Below are 16663 nucleotides of genomic sequence, written 5' to 3' on the forward strand. Positions count from 1 at the left end.
AAGCCGCCGTGCGGCATCACGCCGGCGCCGACCACCCGGTCGCCCACGGCGAAACCGCTGACGTCGGGACCGAGCGCGACGATCTCGCCGCAGAGCTCGACGCCCGGGGTGAACGGGAGGTCCGGCTTGACCTGGTAGAGCCCCCGGCACATGAGCGCGTCGGGGAAGTTCGCCGGCGACGCCAGCACGCGTACGACGACCTGCCGCGGCCCCGGCTCGGGGTCGGGCAGCTCGACCAGCTGCATCACCTTCGCGGGCTCGCCGAGCTCGCTGACCTGCCATGCCTTCATCGCACTGCCTCCTCGGCGTCCAGCATCCGCTGGAGCTTGTTCATCCCGCCCAGCCACCGGTCGGTGTCGGTGGCGCGGGCCTGGTAGTACGGACCGGCTTCGGGGTGCGGGAGAATCAGGAACCGGTCGTCCTGCAGCGCCTCCCAGGTGACCTCGGCGACCTCCTCCGGGGTCCGCGCACCGTCAGCGGTGAGCAGTCCGCGCATGGGGCCGCTGTTGGCGAGCATCGCCGTGTCGACTCCCTGCGGGCAGATCGCCTGGACGACGAGGCCCTGGTGGCGGTAGGTGGCCGAGAGCCACTCCGCGAAGGCCACGGCTCCGTGCTTGGTGACCGAGTACGTCGCCGTGCCCAGCGCCGTCAGCAGGCCGGCGGCCGATGCGGTGACGACGAATCGACCGCCGCCCCTCTCGATCCAGCCCGGGACGAGCAGACGGGCGGCGCGCACGTGCGCCATCGTGTTGATCTCCCAGCTGGAGGCCCACTCGGCCTCGCTCGCCTCGAGACCGAGGCCGCGGACGACACCGGCGTTGGCGAACCAGCTGTCGATCTGCCCGAGGTGCTCCTCGGCCGCGGCGACGAGCGCGGCGATGCCGGCCTCCGAGGCGCCGTCACCGGCGATGGCGTGGGCACCGATCTCGGCCGCGGTGGCGGCGAGACGCTCGGCGTCGATGTCGTTGACGACCACGCGCGCTCCACCCGCCACGAGGCGAGCGGCCAGCGCCTTGCCGATGCCACCGGCGGCGCCGGTGACGACGACACCGGTGCCCTCGACCGGCAGCGCGGTCACTCGATGGCTCCGGCGAGCGCGAGGCCGCCGTCGGCGACGACCATCTGGCCGGTGATCCACGCCGCCTCGTCGGAGAGGAGGAAGGCGGCCAGGCTGCCGATGTCCTCCGGCACCCCGAGTCGCTGGAGCGGGTAGCCCGCCGCGACGGAGTCCTCGCGACCGTCGTACAGCTTCTCCGCGAAGCGGGTCTTGACGACCGCGGGGGCGACGGCGTTGACGCGGACGGAGGGGGCCATCTCGACGGCCATCAGCTCGGTCAGCGAGGCGAGCATCGCCTTGCTCGCGCCGTAGAAGCCGATGCCGGGCGCCGGGCGGACGGCCGAGAACGAGGAGACGTTGAGGATCGTGCCACCGTTCTCCTTCATCCATGCGCGCCAGGCCTGCTGCACCCACGAGACGGCCGCGATGCAGTTGACCTCGACGGTCTTGCGCGCGGCGCCCAGGTCGAGGTCGACCAGCGGGCCGTACGCCGGATTGATGCCGGTGTTGTTGACCAGGACGTCGAGGCTTCCGAAGGTCTCGATCGCCTGGCGGACGGTGTCCACCTGGTGCTCGAGGTCGTCGGCCTTGCCGGCGACACCCAGCGCCACGGTCGGCCCTCCGAGCGCCGCGACGGCTTCGTCGAGCGCCTCCTTCTTGCGGGCCGTGATGACGACCCGGGCGCCCTCGGCGACGAGGCGCTCGGCGATGGCCAGGCCGATGCCGCGGCTGGCTCCGGTGACGAGGGCGGTCTTGCCGTCGAATCGCTTGCTCATGTGGTCAACCTCTCAGTTCAGTCGCTCGATGACCATGGCCATGCCCATGCCGCCGCCGACGCACATGGACTCGACACCGAACTGCTTGTCGTGCCACTGCAGGGAGTTGATGAGGGTGGCGGTGATGCGCGCGCCGGTCATGCCGAAGGGGTGGCCGATGGCGATCGCGCCACCGTTGACGTTGAGCTTCTCCAGCGGGATGCCGAGCTGCTGGGCGGAGCCGAGCGACTGGACGGCGAACGCCTCGTTGATCTCGTAGAGGTCGATGTCGTCGATGCCGAGACCGGCCTGCTTGAGCGCGGCAGGGATGGCGGCGACGGGGCCGAGGCCCATGATCTCCGGGGAGAGGCCGGTGACCGCCGTGGAGACGATGCGGGCCAGCGGGGTGAGGCCGAGCTCGCGGGCGCGGACATCCGACATGACCACGAGCGCCGCGGCGCCGTCGTTCAGCGGACAGGCGTTGCCGGCGGTGACCGTGCCGTCGGGGCGGAAGACCGGCTTGAGGCCGGAGAGCGCCTCGTACGTCGTGCCGGGGCGCGGGCCGTCGTCGGAGGAGACGACCGTGCCGTCCGGGAGGGTGACCGGGGCGATCTCGCGGGCCCAGAAGCCCTCCTCGATCCGCTGGACGGCGAGGTTCTGGCTGCGGACGGCGAACTCGTCCTGCTCCTGGCGGCTCATGCCGATGGCCTGCTGGACGTTCTCCGCGGTCTGGCCCATCGCGATGTAGAGGTCGGGCAGGTCCCCGCGCTCACGCGGGTCGGTCCAGGCATCGGCATCACCGCTCGCACGCTTCTCGGTCACCGCCTGGGCGTCGGCGAACCGTGCGTTCTGGCCCTCGGGGTTGTCGGCGAAGCCGTTGGCGAACCGACTGACCGTCTCGACACCCGCGGAGATGTAGGCGCTGCCCTCGCCGGCCCGGATCGCGTGGAACGCCATGCGGGTGGTCTGCAGCGACGAGGAGCAGTAGCGGTTGACGGTCACGCCCGGGAGGTGGTCCATGCCGCCGAGCACAGCCACGGCGCGGCCCAGGTTGTTGCCCGACTCACCGGCCGGCTGGCCGCAGCCCAGGATCAGGTCGGTGATCTCGGAGCGGTCCAGGCCGGGGACCTTCGCGAGCGCGGCTTCGACCATCTGGGCGGTCAGCTCGTCGGGACGCATGTCCTTGAGGGACCCCTTGACTGCGCGGCCGATCGGGGACCGGGCCGTCGAGACGATGACTGCATCGGGCATCTGCTCTCCTCTTCCAGACTAAGCAGTTGCTTAGTAACGTGGGGCCTACTCTGCACCAGTGGCTCCGGACCGTCAACGGTCCGGCAGAATTTCGGAGGAACGATGACGGGGACACCCACGACGCGGCCGGGCGACACCCGCCAGCGCCTCCTCGACGCTGCGGTCACGGCCTTCGCCGAGCGCGGCTTCCACGGCACCAGCACCCGCGACATCGCGGCGGCTGCGGGCATGAGCCCGGCGGCGGTTTACGTGCACTACCGCTCCAAGGAAGAGCTGCTCGACCAGATCGCCCGCACCGGCCACGAACTGACCTTGGCGCTCGTGCGCGATGCGGTCGCAGCGCACGATGCCCCCGCCGACCAGCTCGGGGCCGCCGTCCGCGACTTCGCTGTCCACCATGCCCGCACCCACGCAGGTGCCCGGGTCGTCAACTACGAGCTGGCCGCGCTCAGTCCGGAGAACGCCGGCGCCATCCGTGAGCTCCGTCGGCAGATCAGCGCCGAGCTGCGCTCCTTGGTCGAGCGCGGCATCGCCGACGGCAGCTTCGACTGTCCGGATCCGCGGCTCACCGCAACCGCCCTGCTCTCCCTCGGCATCGACATCGCGCGCTGGTACCGCGACGACCTCAGCCTGGCTCCTGAGGAGCTCGGAGCCGCGTACGCCGCGATGGCCCTGCGCATCGTCGGCGCTTCCGTCGGCTGACCGCTTGCTCAGGGACGCGTGAGACCGTCGAGCAGCAGGGTTGCGAACGAGTGGCCCACCTCGACGGGCGACGAGCGCCCCTCGACCCTCCACCACATCGGAAGGTGATGGACCGAGCCGAAGAAGAAGTCCACGACGAGATCGGCATGGATGTCGTCACGGAAGGCGCCGGATCGCTGGCCTTCGAGGACCATGCCCCGGAAGAGGTCGTGGTAGCGCCGGCGTTCCCGGCGCACCTCCCTCGCCTGGTCGGCACTCAGCTGGTGGAGCGACCGGAAGAAGACCGTCGTGCTGTCGAGGTGCTCGATCGTGGTGACGACCACATCGGCCGCTGCGGCGAACACCCGCTCGGCGACCGGCCCGTCCTGCTGGACGAAGGAGGTCAAGCGCTCCAGCTGCAGGCGCAGCACCCGCGCGTAGATCTCGGCCAGCAGGTCGTCCTTGGAGCCGAAGTAGTGGTACATCGCGCCCTTGGTGACGCCCGCCGCAGCCACGATGTCCTGGACCGAGGTGCTCTCGAAGCCCCTCTCCGCGAAGAGCCGCAGGGCGACCTCGACCAGGCGCTCGGGAACGGTCTGCCCGTTGACGGTCGTCGGCGGGCGACCGAGGCGACGACTGGCTTCTGCGGTCATGGGCGCGGCTCCTGAGTGAGGTCGGCCCACCCTAACCACCGGCTCGGCGGAATCAGGGAACCAACCGAGCAAAGGGGGCTCCGGACGCGTCCGGAGCCCCCTCGCCGTGGTGCGGTTCCGTCACTCGGGGATGCCGTTGGCCGGCGCCTCGACCGGCTCAGCCTCATGCTCCTCCACCGGGTCGTCGCCGTGACCGGTGACATAGACCGGGCTGACGTGGCTGACCTTGAGGTCCTTGATCTGCGTGACGACGGCACCGGTGTAGCCGGAGTGGTCGTCCTCGGAGTAGCCGAACGGCGTCAGTCCCGGCCCCTCGAAGCCACCCTTCTCCATCGCCTCGACGAGAGACTCGCGCGTGAGGTCCTCACCGGCCGCCGCGAGCGCCTGGGTGGCGGTGTACGCGAGCGAGTAGCCGTAGACGAGAGTGCGGTCCAGCGGCATGCCCGGGTTGTACTTCTTGTTGACCTCCTCGAACAGCTTGATGAAGCTGTTCTCCGTGTCGTCGGGCGATGCGAAGTACTCGCTCGAGATCATGCCCTCCAGGAGCGGCTTGGCGTTCTCCTTGAGGTAGGCCTGGAGAGCGCTCGGGTCGCCACCGACGTTGGAGACCACCCACTGTGCCTTGTAGCCCAGCTTGGCTGCGGTGCCCACGGCGAGGGCGGTGAAGCCCGGGATGCTGAAGCTGAAGACCACGTCGCAGCCGGCGGCCTGGAGCTTGCCGATCGCCGGGGCGACGTTGGTGTTGCTGGCCGTGTAGGACTCCTTCGCCTTCAGCCCGTCCTCGCCGAGGATCGCCTCGACTCCCTTCACGCCATCGGCCCCGAGGTCGTCGCCCTGGCCGAACGAGCAGTAGGTCTTGCCAGCCAGCTTCTCCTTGGCGTACGTCGCGAGGATCTTGCCCTCGCGCTCGTAGTCGACCTGCCAGCCGAACGTGTAGGGGTACTTGTCTGGCTGGTTCCACGAGAGGCTGCCCGAGGAGACCATCAGGTCCGGAATCTTGTTCTGCCGGATGAAGTCGAGCACCGCGGTGTGCGTCGGGGTGCCGAGCGCACCGACGAGCGCGAAGACCTTGTCCTGCAGCACGAGCTGGCGGGTCTTGGAAGCCGTGTTCGTCGGGTTGTAGCCGTCGTCCTCGACGACGAGGTCGATCGTGCGTCCGTTGATGCCACCCTGCTCGTTGACGTGCTCGAACCAGGCAGTCATCGCCTTGCTGATCCGGGCGTAGCCGGGAGCCGCCGGCCCGGTGAGCGGCTGGGTGGTGCCCAGCTTGATGCTGTCGTCAGTGACGCCCGGCGCGCTGCCCTCCTTGTCGCCCCCACCGTCGGAGCCACAGCCTGCGGCCATGAGTGCGAGCGCGGCAGCCGCCGCGACTCCCGCCCTGCGACGTCCGCGACCGTTGGTGCGCCGCGTCCCGATGGATCCGTTCATCAGTTGCCTCCTTGCAATTGGGGGGTACGACGGGGCAGGCGGCCGCTGAGCTTGGCCACCGTTCCCTGGATGCCACCGGGGACGGCGAGCATCACGACTATCAGCAACAGGCCGTAGAGGGCGGCCGGTGCGTTCTCGTTGACCTCCAGGTCAGCGAGGAACTTGGAGAGGGCGACCACGATGACGCTGCCCCAGATGGCGCCCCGCAGACTGCCCAGGCCGCCGATGACCACGGCGCCGAGCAGGGTGAGCGAGAGCACCAGACCGAACGAGTGGGGATTCGCGCCCTGCAACGCGAGGCCCAGGCAGCCACCGCCCAGGCCCGCCGAAGCGGAGCTGAGCGCGAACGCCGTGATCTGCTGCCGTGGCACCGAGAGCCCGCACAGCTGGGCGGCGATCTCGTTGTCGCGCACCGCGGCGAAGTGGCGACCGGTGCCTGAGCGCTTGAGGTTGGCGAAGAAGAAGATCATCAGCGCAGCCGCCAGCATCGCGATCAGCGCGACGAGGCGGTCGATGCCCCACGCCATGTCCGCGAGGAACGGCGGCACCTCGGGCACCGGGATCGGGAGGCCCTGCTCTCCGTTGAACGTGTGGTGGAAGTAGGTGACCACTCCGGGCACCGAGACGCCGAGCGCGAGTGTGGCGCCGGCGAGATAGGGGCCTCGCAGGCGGGCCGCTGCGAGGCCGATGACGATGCCGACGGCGGTGGTGACCACGGTCGCAAGCAGCAGACCGACGACGACCATGGGGATGGACGCCATGCCGAAGTCGTCGGCGTACGCCGGCAGGAACTTCGCCATCGTGTAGGCGCCGATCGCCATGAGCGCGGCGTGGCCGAGCGAGATCTGGCCGTTGCCGCCGATCAGCACCGTCAGGCCGAGAGCCACACAGATGTAGGCGCCGAGGGTGCCGACCTGCGTCGCGGTGAAGTCGTCGACGGCGAAGACCAGCGCCACGCTGATGGCCGCGAAGATCGCGGCGTACGCAAGGTGTCGAGCCCAGGAGGCTCCCAGCAGATCCTTCATCAGACCCTCCTCGCCTGCACTGCGCTGAACAGCCCCTGTGGCTTGACCAGCAGAACGACGATCAGCAGCACGAGCGCCGCCGGGTAGAGCAGGTCGGCGCTCAGGTAACCGCTCGTGTAGGACAGGGCCAGGCCGACACCGAGGCCACCGACCACAGCGCCCACCGGGCTGTCGAGGCCACCCACGACAGCGGCGGTGAACCCGAGCACGAAGACGCCCTGCATCACCTGCGGGACCAACTCGGCCGAGGTCGGGATGACCAGCATCGCGGCGACCGCACCGGTCAGGCCGGCCAGCGCCCAGCCCAGTGTCAGCATGCGGGGCACCTTGACGCCCATCAGCCGGGCGGTGTCGGGTGCAAAGGCCGCCGCTCGCATCTGCAGACCGATCGGCGTCCGGGTCATCACGTAACCGAGGACGGCCATCACGGCGAGCACCGACCCGACGACGAAGAGGTCCTGCTGGGAGACCAGCGGCACGTCACCGATGCGCATCTTCCTGTCACTGAACGCGTACTCGATCGAGCGCGTCTTCTCGATCGAGTACAGCCAGCCCAGCACTGCTTCGATCAGGATCAGCAGACCGATGCCGATGATCACCGTGTTGAGGTGCGGCATGTGCTCGCCCGTGCGGAAGACGGTGAGCTGCACCAGCGCACCGAGGACGAGGCCGCTGACGAGTGCGGCGGCGAAACCGAGCCAGAAGGAACCGGTGAGGTCGGTCACCGTCCACGCGACGTACGCCGAGGCCACTGCCTGGGCTCCTTGGGCGAAGTTCAGGATCCGGGTGCTGCGGTAGATGATCACCAGCGCGAGCGCCACCGAGGCGTAGACCGCGCCGAACGCGAACCCGTTCACCGTGAAGAGGATGAAGCGTTCCATGAGTTCCTCCTAGAAGCCCAGGTAGGCGTGCCGGAGCTTGACGTCGGACTGGAGGTCGGCCGCATGCCCGCGCGCCACCACCTTGCCGACGGAGACGACGACGCCTTCGTCAGCGATGCCGAGCGCGCTGCCGACGTTCTGCTCGACGAGAAGAACGGTGAGCCCTGTCTGGTCGCGCAGGTTGCGCAGCAGGCCCATGATCAGCGAGACGATCGGCGGCGCGAGGCCCAGCGACGGCTCGTCGAGGAGCAACAGCCTGGGACGCGCCACCATGGCCCGACCGAGCGCGAGCATCTGCCGCTCGCCGCCGGAGAGCTGGTGGCCGTGCGAGGTGCGGCGCTCCTTGAGCCGGGTGAAGAGGTCGTAGACCTCGTCGATCGCGGTCGCAGTCTCCTTGGCGGCGGAGCCCTTGCGCCACAGCCCCCCGAGGCGGAGGTTCTCCTCGACGGTCAGCTCCTGGATGACCCCGCCGCCTTCCGGCACGGCCGCGAAACCGCGGTGGATCAGGCTCTCGACCGGTACGCCGACGATCTCCTCGCCGTCGAAGGTCACCGTGCCCCCGGTCGGACGGACGAGGCCGGACAGCGCCTTGAGCAGCGTCGACTTGCCGGCACCATTCGCGCCCAGCACTGCGGTGATGGTGCCTTCGGCGACGTCGAGGGAGACGTCATGGAGAACCTGGAGGCGGCCATAGCCGGCCTGCAGTCCGTTGACTTCGAGCAGCGCGGTCACTGACCGACCTCCTCGTTCAGTGCGGCGGCTTCCGCAGCGATGTCGGACGTTGCGGACGGCGCCGCACCCAGGTACGCCGCGGCGACCGCGGGGTCGGCCTGCACTTCGGTGGGCGTGCCCTGGGCGACGCACTTGCCGAAGTCGAGGACGACGACCTTGTCGCAGACCTTCATCACCAGGTCCATGTGGTGCTCCACGAGCATCACCGAGCACGGGGTGTCCCACTCCCGGGGCAGCGCCTTGATCAGGTCGGCCAGGGGCCCGAGGTCTTCGGCGCCGAGGCCGCCGGCCGGCTCGTCGAGCATGAGGAGGCGCGGTCGGCTGATCAGGGCGCGTGCCAGGGCAACGCGCTTCTGCACCGGATAGGCCAGGGTCGCGGCCACGCGCCCGGAGACGTGGGCGACGCCGAGTCGCTCGAGCCACTCCAGTGCCTCTGCCCGGAGCCGGGCCTCGTCACGATCGCTGCGGGGCAGACCGAACAGCGAGCTGGTCAACCCTGCCTTGCGCGTGATGGCCGCACCGACCATGACGTTCTCGAGCGCGGTCAGGTGGCTGAAGAGGCCGACCCCCTGGAGCGTGCGGGTCACGCCCTGTCGCACCAGCCGGTCCGGCCTCGGCTGGAAGGGCTTGCCCTCCCACATCAGCGATCCGTTGGTCGGCTTGACGAAGCCGCTGATCACGTTGAACAGCGTGGTCTTGCCGGCACCGTTCGGACCGATCACCCCGGTGACCGTCGCCTCCGGGACCTCGAAGGACACGCTCTCCAGTGCCACCAGGCCACCGAACCGGACGCCGATGTCGTTGACGACGAGGCCGCTCATGACTCGACCCCCACGGGCTTCTCGATCGCGCGCTTCAGGATCTTCCCGGTGGCTCCCTTGGGCAGGTCGTCGAGGAACCACACCACCCGCGGGTACTTGTACGGCGCGACCCGCTCCTTGACCCAGTCGCGGATCTGGTCCGGGCTGGTGTCGCTGCCGGGCACGAGCGAGACGGCCGCTCCGACCTCCTCACCGTGGGTGACGTGGGGCAGGCCGACGACCGCTGCCTCACGCACGGCCGGGTGCTCGTAGAGGACCTCCTCGATCTCGCGCGGGTAGACGTTGAAGCCGCCGCGGATGATCAGCTCCTTCTTGCGGTCGACGACGTAGTAGAAGCCGTCCTCGTCGACGGTGCCGATGTCGCCGCTCTTGAACCAGCCGTCGGCGTCGATCGCCTCCGCGGTCGCCTCGGGCCGGTTCCAGTAGCCCTTCATGACGTTGTGGCCGCGGATCCAGATCTCACCGGGCTCGCCGACCGGGACATCCGTCCCGTCGTCGCCGACGATCCGGAACTCGACGCCGGGGATGGGAGTGCCGATCGAGCCGACGCGGGCGTTGTCGACGCGGTTGAAGCTGGCGACGGGAGAGGTCTCGGAGAGCCCGTAGCCCTCGAGGACCTTGGCGCCGAACTTCTCCTCGAACGCCCGCAGCACTTCGCCCGGGAGCGCGGCACCACCGGAGGAGCAGAGCCGCAGCTGGGCGACCGCGTCCGGATGGGCCTCGGGGACACCTGCGAGCGCGGTGTACATCGTCGGGACGCCCATGAAGATCGTCACCTTGTCGCGCGCCATCGTCTCGAGTACGAGCGTCGGCTCGAAGCGCGGGATCAGCGTCAGCATCGCTCCCGCCGCGACGCCCGAGTTGAGGGCGCAGGTGAGTCCGAAGACGTGGAAGAGCGGGAGGCAGCCCATGATCACGTCGCCGGGGCCGATCGTCATCAGCTCCTCGCTGCAGACGCGGACATTGCGGTCCAGGCCGCCGTGCGTGAGCTCGGCACCCTTCGGGGTGCCCGTCGTGCCCGAGGTGTAGAGGACGACGGCGGTGTCGGAGCCCTCCTTGGCGGCGCCGGTCGCGATCGGCTCGTCGGCCACCAGGCTCGTGAGCAGGTCCGCGGGCACCACCTCGACGCGGCAGCCGTTGGCCGCTTCCGCGGTGTCCTCCTCAGCGATCACCGGGTGCGCCCAGAGCAACACCATCTCGGAGTCACGGGTGTAGTGCGCGACCTCGCGACCCTTGAGCAGCGGGTTCATCGGTACGACGATCGCGCCCAGCCGCAGGGCGCCGTAGAAGAGCACGGGGAACTCGAGGACGTTGGGCAGCATCAGCCCGACCCGGTCGCCCTCGCGGATTCCCATGCTCGCCATCCGCGACGCAGCCCGGCTGGCGAGGTCGTCGAACTCGGCGTACGTCAGGGTGCAGTCGCCCAGGCGCAGGGCCGGCTGGTCGGGATGCTTCGCCGCGGTGACGGCAAGGTTCTCTGCCAGGTTGGTCATGTCGCTCCTCCGGAGACGGTGCGGACGGTCAGGGGTGGGTCGGTCAGGGGTGGGTCGGTCAGGTGCTGAGGATTCCGCCGTCGACCGGCAGGGTGATGCCCGTGCAGTAGCCGCCGGCGTCGCTGGCGAGGAAGAGCAGTGCCGCCGCGAGCTCGTCGTGGTTGCCGAGCCGCCCGGTCAGGGTGCGGGGCAGGACCGTGCGCTCGACGTAGTCGTCCTCGAAGACGTCGGTCATCTCCGAGGCGAAGTAGCCCGGTGCGATGGCGTTGACGCGGATCCCCTTGCGCGGGGTCCACTGCTGCGCGAGGTCGCGCGTCAGGCCGATGACGCCGGCCTTGCTCGCCGCGTATGCCGCCTGCGGCAGGCCCATGGTGGTGAGGCCGAGGACGCTGCTGATGTTGATGATCGAACTGCCCGGCTGCATCACCCGGCCGCAGGCCTGGGCCATCCAGTAGCACGCGTTGAGGTTCAAGTCGATTACCGAGCGGAACTGCTCCGGCGTCTCCCGCGTCGCGGGTACGGCGGTGCCGACGCCGGCGTTGTTGACCAGGACGTCGACGCGGCCGAAGGCCTCCATCGCACCGTCGACGAGGGCCTGGCAGTCCTCGGGGCGGGTGACGTCGGTGCGCACGGCGACGGCGCGGCGTCCGAGCGCCTCGACCTTCGCGACGGTGTCGGCGAGCTTCTCGGTGCGCCGGGCACCCAGCGCGACGTCGGCGCCCGCCTCGGCCAGCGCGACCGCGAAGCTCACGCCGAGCCCGCTGGACCCACCGGTGACGACCGCGACCCGGCCGTCCAGACGGAAGTGGTCGAGGACAGCCATTTCAGCGCCCTCCCTTCCGGAGGGCGCCGGTGGTCAGTCGCGGAGCAGCGCTCCCACGATCTGCCGCACCTTCGCTGGGTCGGGCAGCTCCCCGGCCACGACGTCCGCGTAGATGAAGGTCTCCGTGATCCGGGTGACGACGTACGCCAGGTCGTGCACGGCCAGCGGCGGCGTGAGCGCCCCGGACTCGACCTCCGCGCGCAGGAGACCCTCGATGAGGCCGACCAGGCGCGCCTGGAACCAGCTCGCCTTCGTCGTGAGGAGGCGCAGCGAACGCTCCGGCTCCCGCTGGACGAAGTCCATGAAGAAGGGCGACTCGACGGTGAGCGCGGCGAAATGGCTCATGACCTCCGCCACCCGCGCACCGCCCGACTGCGAGGACGTCGCCTCGAGGGCACGCTGGTAGGTCGGCAGCGTGGTCGACCAGACGATCTCCACCAGCAGCTCGTCGCGGGAGCCCACCCACCGGAAGAGCGTCGCCCGGCTGACTCCCAGGTCGCTCGCGATCTCCTGCATCTCGAGGCGCTCGCCCGCCATGAAGCGCCGGCGCGCCAGCTTGAAGGCCGCGAGCGCGTCGGGTCGATGCTCGCCGTCCGCGAGCATCCTCGCCAAGGGCGTCTGGCTCATGACACTCCTTCCTGCTCCCGAGGCGGCACGCCGGGGCGGACACGCGTCGGTCCCCCGAGAACAGCCACGACGGGTCGGCGGGCTGAGCGGCCCCGATCCTAGGACCGGGGAACGCAGCGGCCGACCATCGTCGGATGTGTGACGTGCCTCTCATGGGGAGGACCGTAGTGGTCCACGTCACCTCAATGCAACACTCTTGCGAATGTTTCATCGGTGGTGCTAAACCTGCTGATGTCTCACACCTGTTTCCCGGGCGACTCGCCCGGACGGAAAGGATCGCCATGCGCCGCACCGTCTACGACGAGGACCACGAGTCCTTCCGCCAGACCCTCCGGGCCTTCATCGAGGCCGAGGTCGTGCCCCACTACGACGAGTGGTTCGACGCCGGCATCGTGCCCCGTGAGCTCTACGGCAAGCTCGCCGAGCTCGGCCTCTTCGGCATCGAGGTCCCCGAGGAGTACGGCGGCGCCGGGATCGACAGCCACAAGTTCACCGCGATCCAGTACGAAGAGACCTCGCGCGCGGGTGTCTCGTTCGGCGGCTCCGGCGTGCACGTCCTGCTCGCCCTCCCCTACCTGAAGATGCTGGCCACCGAGGAGCAGAAGAAGCGCTACTTCCCGAACTTCGTCTCCGGCGAGGAGATGTGGGCGCTCGCGATGACCGAGCCCGGTGCCGGCTCGGACGTCGCCGGCATGCGCACCACCGCGAAGCGCGACGGCGACCACTACGTGCTCAACGGCGCGAAGACCTTCATCACCGGCGGCGTCCACGCCGACCGCGTCATCGTCTGCGCCCGCACCAGCCCGCCGCAGGAGAACGACCGCCGCTTCGGCATCTCCCTCTTCGCGGTCAACACCCACTCCGAGGGCTACACGGTCGGCCGCAAGCTCGACAAGCTCGGCCTACGCACCTCCGACACCGCCGAGCTCTCGTTCGAGGACGTCCGGGTCCCGGTCGAGGACCTCCTCGGCGAGGAGAACCAGGGCTTCTCCTACCTCGGCCGCAACCTGCCGTCGGAGCGCTGGGGCATCGCGCACGGCGCCTACGCGCAGGCCGCGGCGGCGATCCGCTTCGCCCAGGAATACGTCCAGCAGCGCACGATCTTCGGCAAGACCGTCGCGTCCTTCCAGAACACCAAGTTCGAGCTGGCCGCCTGCAAGGCCGAGGTCGACGCCGCCCAGGCGGTCGCCGACCGTGCCCTCGAGGCGCTCGACGCCGGCGAGCTGACGCCGGCCGAGGCCGCGTCGGCCAAGGTCTTCTGCACCGAGGTCGCACACCGCGTCATCGACCGCTGTCTCCAGCTCCACGGCGGCTACGGCTTCATCAACGAGTACCCCATCGCCCGGCTCTACGCCGACAACCGGGTCAACCGGATCTACGGCGGAACCACCGAGGTGATGAAGACGATCATCGCCAAGGACATGGGTCTGTGACCTCCGGTCCCGTCGGGACGCCGTTCGACACGCTCTACGTGCTCGGGATCCGCTCACGGCGGATCCTGGAGGTCGACGTGGAGACGGGTGCCGTCAGCACGTTCGTCGACCACACGGGTCCGGCTCCCGACGGGGTCGTCGTGTCCGACCGCGTCTACTGGACGACGATGGGCAAGCCGACCGTCGTCGACCAGGCGCTCCTCGACGCAGGCGACCGTGAGCGGTCGCTCGACTACACCGCGCGCAACGGCGGGGTCCACGCCGTCGACCTCTCCAGCGGCGAGACCGTCGACGTCGTGCCCGCCGGCGGGATCACCACGGGCAAGCAGCTGGCGCTGGCCGGCGAGTGGCTCTACTGGGGCGACCGCGAGGGGATGAAGGTGAGCCGCGTGCGCACCGACGGCACCGGCATGTCCGACCTGGTCGTCAACGACGGCAGCGGCGGCGTCGCCGACTGGTGCGTCGGCGTCGCGGTCGAGGGCGACCACCTCTACTGGACCCAGAAGGGGCCGAGTGACGGCGATGCGGGGCGCATCCTGCGCACCCGGATCAGCGCCGCTCCGGACGGTGAGCACGAGGTGCTCTGGGACGACCTGCCCGAGCCGATCGACCTCGAGGTCCATGACGGCTACCTCTACTGGACCGACCGCGGCGCTCCCCCGGCCGGGAACACCCTCAACCGCGCTCCCCTCCCCGCCCCGGGAGACGCCGGGGCCGACCCCGAGGTTCTCGCCGGCGGCTTTGGCGAGGCAATCGGCCTCGCCGTCGACAAGGCGGCCGGCCTCGCCTACGTCACCGACCTCGCGGGCACGATCCGCGTCGTTCCACTGCCCGGCTCGTCAGCGGCGGAGCGCGTCTTGGCCGACCTCGGCGAACCCCTGACCGGCCTCGCCGGCACCCGGAAGGACCTGCCTGCATGACCATCGTGACCGACCGCCCGATTGCGGTCATCGGTGCCGGCACGCTCGGCCGCCGCATCGCCCTGATGTTCGCGACCGGCGGCGGTGTCGTCCGGGTCTGCGACCTGGATGCCGGCCAGCGCGCTGCCGCGGCGGCGTACGTCGAGCGGGAGCTGCCGGCGGTCCTCGCCTCCGTCCCGGGGAGCTCGGCTGCCGAGGTGGAGCTCACCGACGACCTGGCTGCAGCGGTCGCGGGCGCGTGGCTCGTCGTCGAGTCGCTGCCCGAGCGGCTGGACGTCAAGATCCCGGTCTTCGCTCAGCTCGACCAGCTCGCCCCGGCCGACGCGATCCTGGCGACCAACTCCTCGTCGTACCCCTCGAGCGAGGTCATCGCCGAGGTCACGCGGCCGGAGCGTGTGGTCAACCTCCACTTCTTCATGCCGCCGGGCGCCCGCGCCTGCGAGCTGATGTCGTGCGGCAGGACCGACCCCGAGGTCATCGAGCGGCTCCGCGGCGCCCTGCCCCGGTTCGGCCTGTCGCCCTACGTCGCGCAGGTCGAGTCACGCGGGTTCATCTACAACCGGATCTGGGCCGCCATCAAGCGCGAGGCGCTGATGGTGGTCGCCGAGGGGGTCGCGACGCCCGCGGACGTCGACGCCCTCTACGTCGAGGTCACCGGCCAGAAGGACGGCCCGTTCCGGAAGATGGACCGGGTCGGACTCGACGTCGTGCTCGACATCGAGGAGAACTACGCAGCCCATCGCGACGGTGTCCCCGAGAGCCCGCGCGAGCTGCTGCGGAGCTACCTGGCCGAGGGCCGGCTCGGAATGAAGACGGGTCGCGGCTTCTACGACTACGGAGGTCAGGCATGACCAAGCCCCTGTTCGCCGGCCTGAAGGTCATCGACTGCGGCAGCTACATCGCGGCGCCGGCGTCGACGACGCTGCTCGCCGACCTCGGCGCCGACGTCGTCAAGATCGAGCCGCCCGGCTCCGGCGACCCCTACCGCCAGCTGCCGAAGATCCCGGGCAACCCGGTCAGCGAGCACGACTACGCCTGGATCCAGGACAACCGCAGCAAGCGCGGCCTGGCGCTCGACCTGGGCACCCCGGAGGGCCAGCAGGTGCTCCACGAGCTCGTGGCCACGGCCGACGTGTTCGTCACCAACTACCCGCTGCGGGTCCGCGAGAAGCTGCGGATCGACCACGCCACCCTCGCCGCCCTCAACGAACGGCTCGTCTACGCCTCCTTCACCGGCTACGGCGAACGTGGCGCCGAGGCGGCGAAGCCGGGCTTCGACGCCACGTCGTACTGGGCGCGCTCGGGGATGATGGACCAGGTCCGCAACTCGTACGCCGCGACCCCGGCGCGCGCGGTCGTCGGCCAGGGCGACCACCCCTCGGCGATGACGCTCTACGCCGCCATCGTGACCGCGCTCTACCAGCGCGAGCTGACCGGGCGCGGGACGCTGGTCTCCTCCTCGCTCCACGCCAACGGCCTGTGGGCCAACTCCTACCTCGCGAGCGCGTCGCTGTGCGGCGCGGAGTTCATCCCGCGACCGGCGCGTGAGGAGCTCTTCAACGCGCTGAGCTGCCACTACCAGGCGGCGGACGGCACCTGGCTGCTGCTGACCATCCTCAACGAGGACCGGCACTGGCCGGTGCTCGTCCGGTGCCTCGAGCGCGAGGACCTGCTCGCCGACGAGCGGTTCCTGACCCGGGCGGACCGGTTGCGCAACGCCCACGCGCTGATCGCGGCGCTCGACGAGGCCTTCGGCACGCGCCAGCGCGCGCACTGGGAGAAGGTGCTCGCCGAGAACGGCATCGTCTTCGACATCATCGCCACGCCCGCCGACATCGCCGACGACGAGCAGATGCTCGCCAACGAGCTCGCGCTCTCCTTCGCTGAGGACGACCGCGTCGGCGCCGTGGCCGCTCCGTTCCGGGTGGCCGACGCTGCGCCGGTGCCGCCCCGGATGCCGCCGGCGATCGGCCAGCACAGCGACGAGGTGCTGGCTGGGCTGGGCTACGACGCCGACCGGATCGCAGCACTGCGGGAGGCAGGCGTCATCGCCTGACGACGGCGCGCGCGAGGGCTCAGGCTG

18 protein-coding genes are annotated in these 16663 nt (G+C 70.1%); 5 read left to right on the forward strand and 13 right to left on the reverse strand.

Annotated features, from left to right (window positions below; translation table 11 throughout):
• From VLF38_RS04385 to VLF38_RS04400, 4 genes are all read right to left on the reverse strand, one after another.
• Positions 1-290: alcohol dehydrogenase catalytic domain-containing protein (locus tag VLF38_RS04385; RefSeq protein WP_325270065.1), on the reverse strand; the 290-nt coding region annotated here is incomplete at its 3' end.
• Complete coding sequence (locus VLF38_RS04390; RefSeq protein WP_325270066.1) at positions 287-1078, reverse strand: SDR family oxidoreductase; 792 nt, start codon at positions 1076-1078, stop codon at positions 287-289. The genes VLF38_RS04385 and VLF38_RS04390, both read right to left, overlap by 4 nt.
• A complete protein-coding gene (locus VLF38_RS04395) occupies positions 1075-1833 on the reverse strand; it encodes an SDR family oxidoreductase (protein ID WP_325270067.1) in 759 nt (252 codons plus the stop codon). Before VLF38_RS04395 ends, VLF38_RS04390 begins: the two co-directional genes overlap by 4 nt.
• A gap of 12 nt (positions 1834-1845) precedes the next feature.
• Entirely contained in the window at positions 1846-3063 is a 1218-nt protein-coding gene (locus VLF38_RS04400; RefSeq protein ID WP_325270068.1) for an acetyl-CoA C-acetyltransferase, read from the reverse strand.
• Positions 3064-3165: 102 nt separating this feature from the next.
• On the opposite strand from VLF38_RS04400, the gene VLF38_RS04405 reads away from it, so the two are divergent.
• Positions 3166-3765, forward strand: coding sequence for a TetR/AcrR family transcriptional regulator (locus VLF38_RS04405; RefSeq protein ID WP_325270069.1), 600 nt, complete (start codon positions 3166-3168; stop codon positions 3763-3765).
• A gap of 8 nt (positions 3766-3773) precedes the next feature.
• Here VLF38_RS04405 and VLF38_RS04410 read toward each other — a convergent pair whose 3' ends face one another.
• The 9 genes from VLF38_RS04410 to VLF38_RS04450 form a co-directional block, all read right to left on the reverse strand.
• Entirely contained in the window at positions 3774-4397 is a 624-nt protein-coding gene (locus VLF38_RS04410; protein ID WP_325270070.1) for a TetR/AcrR family transcriptional regulator, read from the reverse strand.
• A gap of 120 nt (positions 4398-4517) precedes the next feature.
• A complete protein-coding gene (locus VLF38_RS04415) occupies positions 4518-5825 on the reverse strand; it encodes an ABC transporter substrate-binding protein (RefSeq protein ID WP_325270071.1) in 1308 nt (435 codons plus the stop codon).
• Positions 5825-6850, reverse strand: coding sequence for a branched-chain amino acid ABC transporter permease (locus VLF38_RS04420; RefSeq protein ID WP_325270072.1), 1026 nt, complete (start codon positions 6848-6850; stop codon positions 5825-5827). The genes VLF38_RS04415 and VLF38_RS04420 overlap by 1 nt, the downstream gene beginning before the upstream one ends.
• Positions 6850-7731, reverse strand: a complete 882-nt coding sequence (locus VLF38_RS04425) for a branched-chain amino acid ABC transporter permease (RefSeq protein ID WP_325270073.1) — start codon at positions 7729-7731, stop codon at positions 6850-6852. The genes VLF38_RS04420 and VLF38_RS04425 overlap by 1 nt, the downstream gene beginning before the upstream one ends.
• Positions 7732-7740: 9 nt before the next feature.
• Positions 7741-8463, reverse strand: coding sequence for an ABC transporter ATP-binding protein (locus VLF38_RS04430; protein WP_325270074.1), 723 nt, complete (start codon positions 8461-8463; stop codon positions 7741-7743).
• On the reverse strand, positions 8460-9284 hold the full coding sequence (locus VLF38_RS04435; protein WP_325270075.1) for an ABC transporter ATP-binding protein: 825 nt from the start codon (positions 9282-9284) through the stop codon (positions 8460-8462). Before VLF38_RS04435 ends, VLF38_RS04430 begins: the two co-directional genes overlap by 4 nt.
• Entirely contained in the window at positions 9281-10777 is a 1497-nt protein-coding gene (locus VLF38_RS04440) for a long-chain fatty acid--CoA ligase (protein ID WP_325270076.1), read from the reverse strand. Before VLF38_RS04440 ends, VLF38_RS04435 begins: the two co-directional genes overlap by 4 nt.
• Positions 10778-10835: 58 nt before the next feature.
• Positions 10836-11600, reverse strand: a complete 765-nt coding sequence (locus tag VLF38_RS04445; protein ID WP_325270077.1) for an SDR family NAD(P)-dependent oxidoreductase — start codon at positions 11598-11600, stop codon at positions 10836-10838.
• Between the two features lie 33 nt (positions 11601-11633).
• Positions 11634-12227, reverse strand: a complete 594-nt coding sequence (locus tag VLF38_RS04450) for a QsdR family transcriptional regulator (RefSeq protein ID WP_325270078.1) — start codon at positions 12225-12227, stop codon at positions 11634-11636.
• A 281-nt stretch (positions 12228-12508) separates the two neighbouring features.
• Here VLF38_RS04450 and VLF38_RS04455 point away from each other — a divergent pair, with 281 nt between their 5' ends.
• The 4 genes from VLF38_RS04455 to VLF38_RS04470 are packed head-to-tail and all read left to right on the forward strand — an operon-like array spanning position 12509 to position 16636.
• Positions 12509-13660, forward strand: coding sequence for an acyl-CoA dehydrogenase family protein (locus VLF38_RS04455; RefSeq protein WP_325270079.1), 1152 nt, complete (start codon positions 12509-12511; stop codon positions 13658-13660).
• A complete protein-coding gene (locus tag VLF38_RS04460) occupies positions 13657-14580 on the forward strand; it encodes a hypothetical protein (protein WP_325270080.1) in 924 nt (307 codons plus the stop codon). The genes VLF38_RS04455 and VLF38_RS04460 overlap by 4 nt, the downstream gene beginning before the upstream one ends.
• Complete coding sequence (locus VLF38_RS04465) at positions 14577-15431, forward strand: 3-hydroxyacyl-CoA dehydrogenase family protein (protein WP_325270081.1); 855 nt, start codon at positions 14577-14579, stop codon at positions 15429-15431. The genes VLF38_RS04460 and VLF38_RS04465 overlap by 4 nt, the downstream gene beginning before the upstream one ends.
• Positions 15428-16636 (forward strand): CoA transferase, encoded by a 1209-nt coding sequence (locus VLF38_RS04470; RefSeq protein WP_325270082.1) that lies wholly within the window; start codon positions 15428-15430, stop codon positions 16634-16636. The genes VLF38_RS04465 and VLF38_RS04470 overlap by 4 nt, the downstream gene beginning before the upstream one ends.
• The last annotated feature ends 27 nt before the right edge of the window (positions 16637-16663 follow it).

The sequence above is a fragment of the Nocardioides sp. genome, from assembly GCF_035481145.1.
Taxonomy (GTDB): Bacteria; Actinomycetota; Actinomycetes; order Propionibacteriales; family Nocardioidaceae; genus Nocardioides.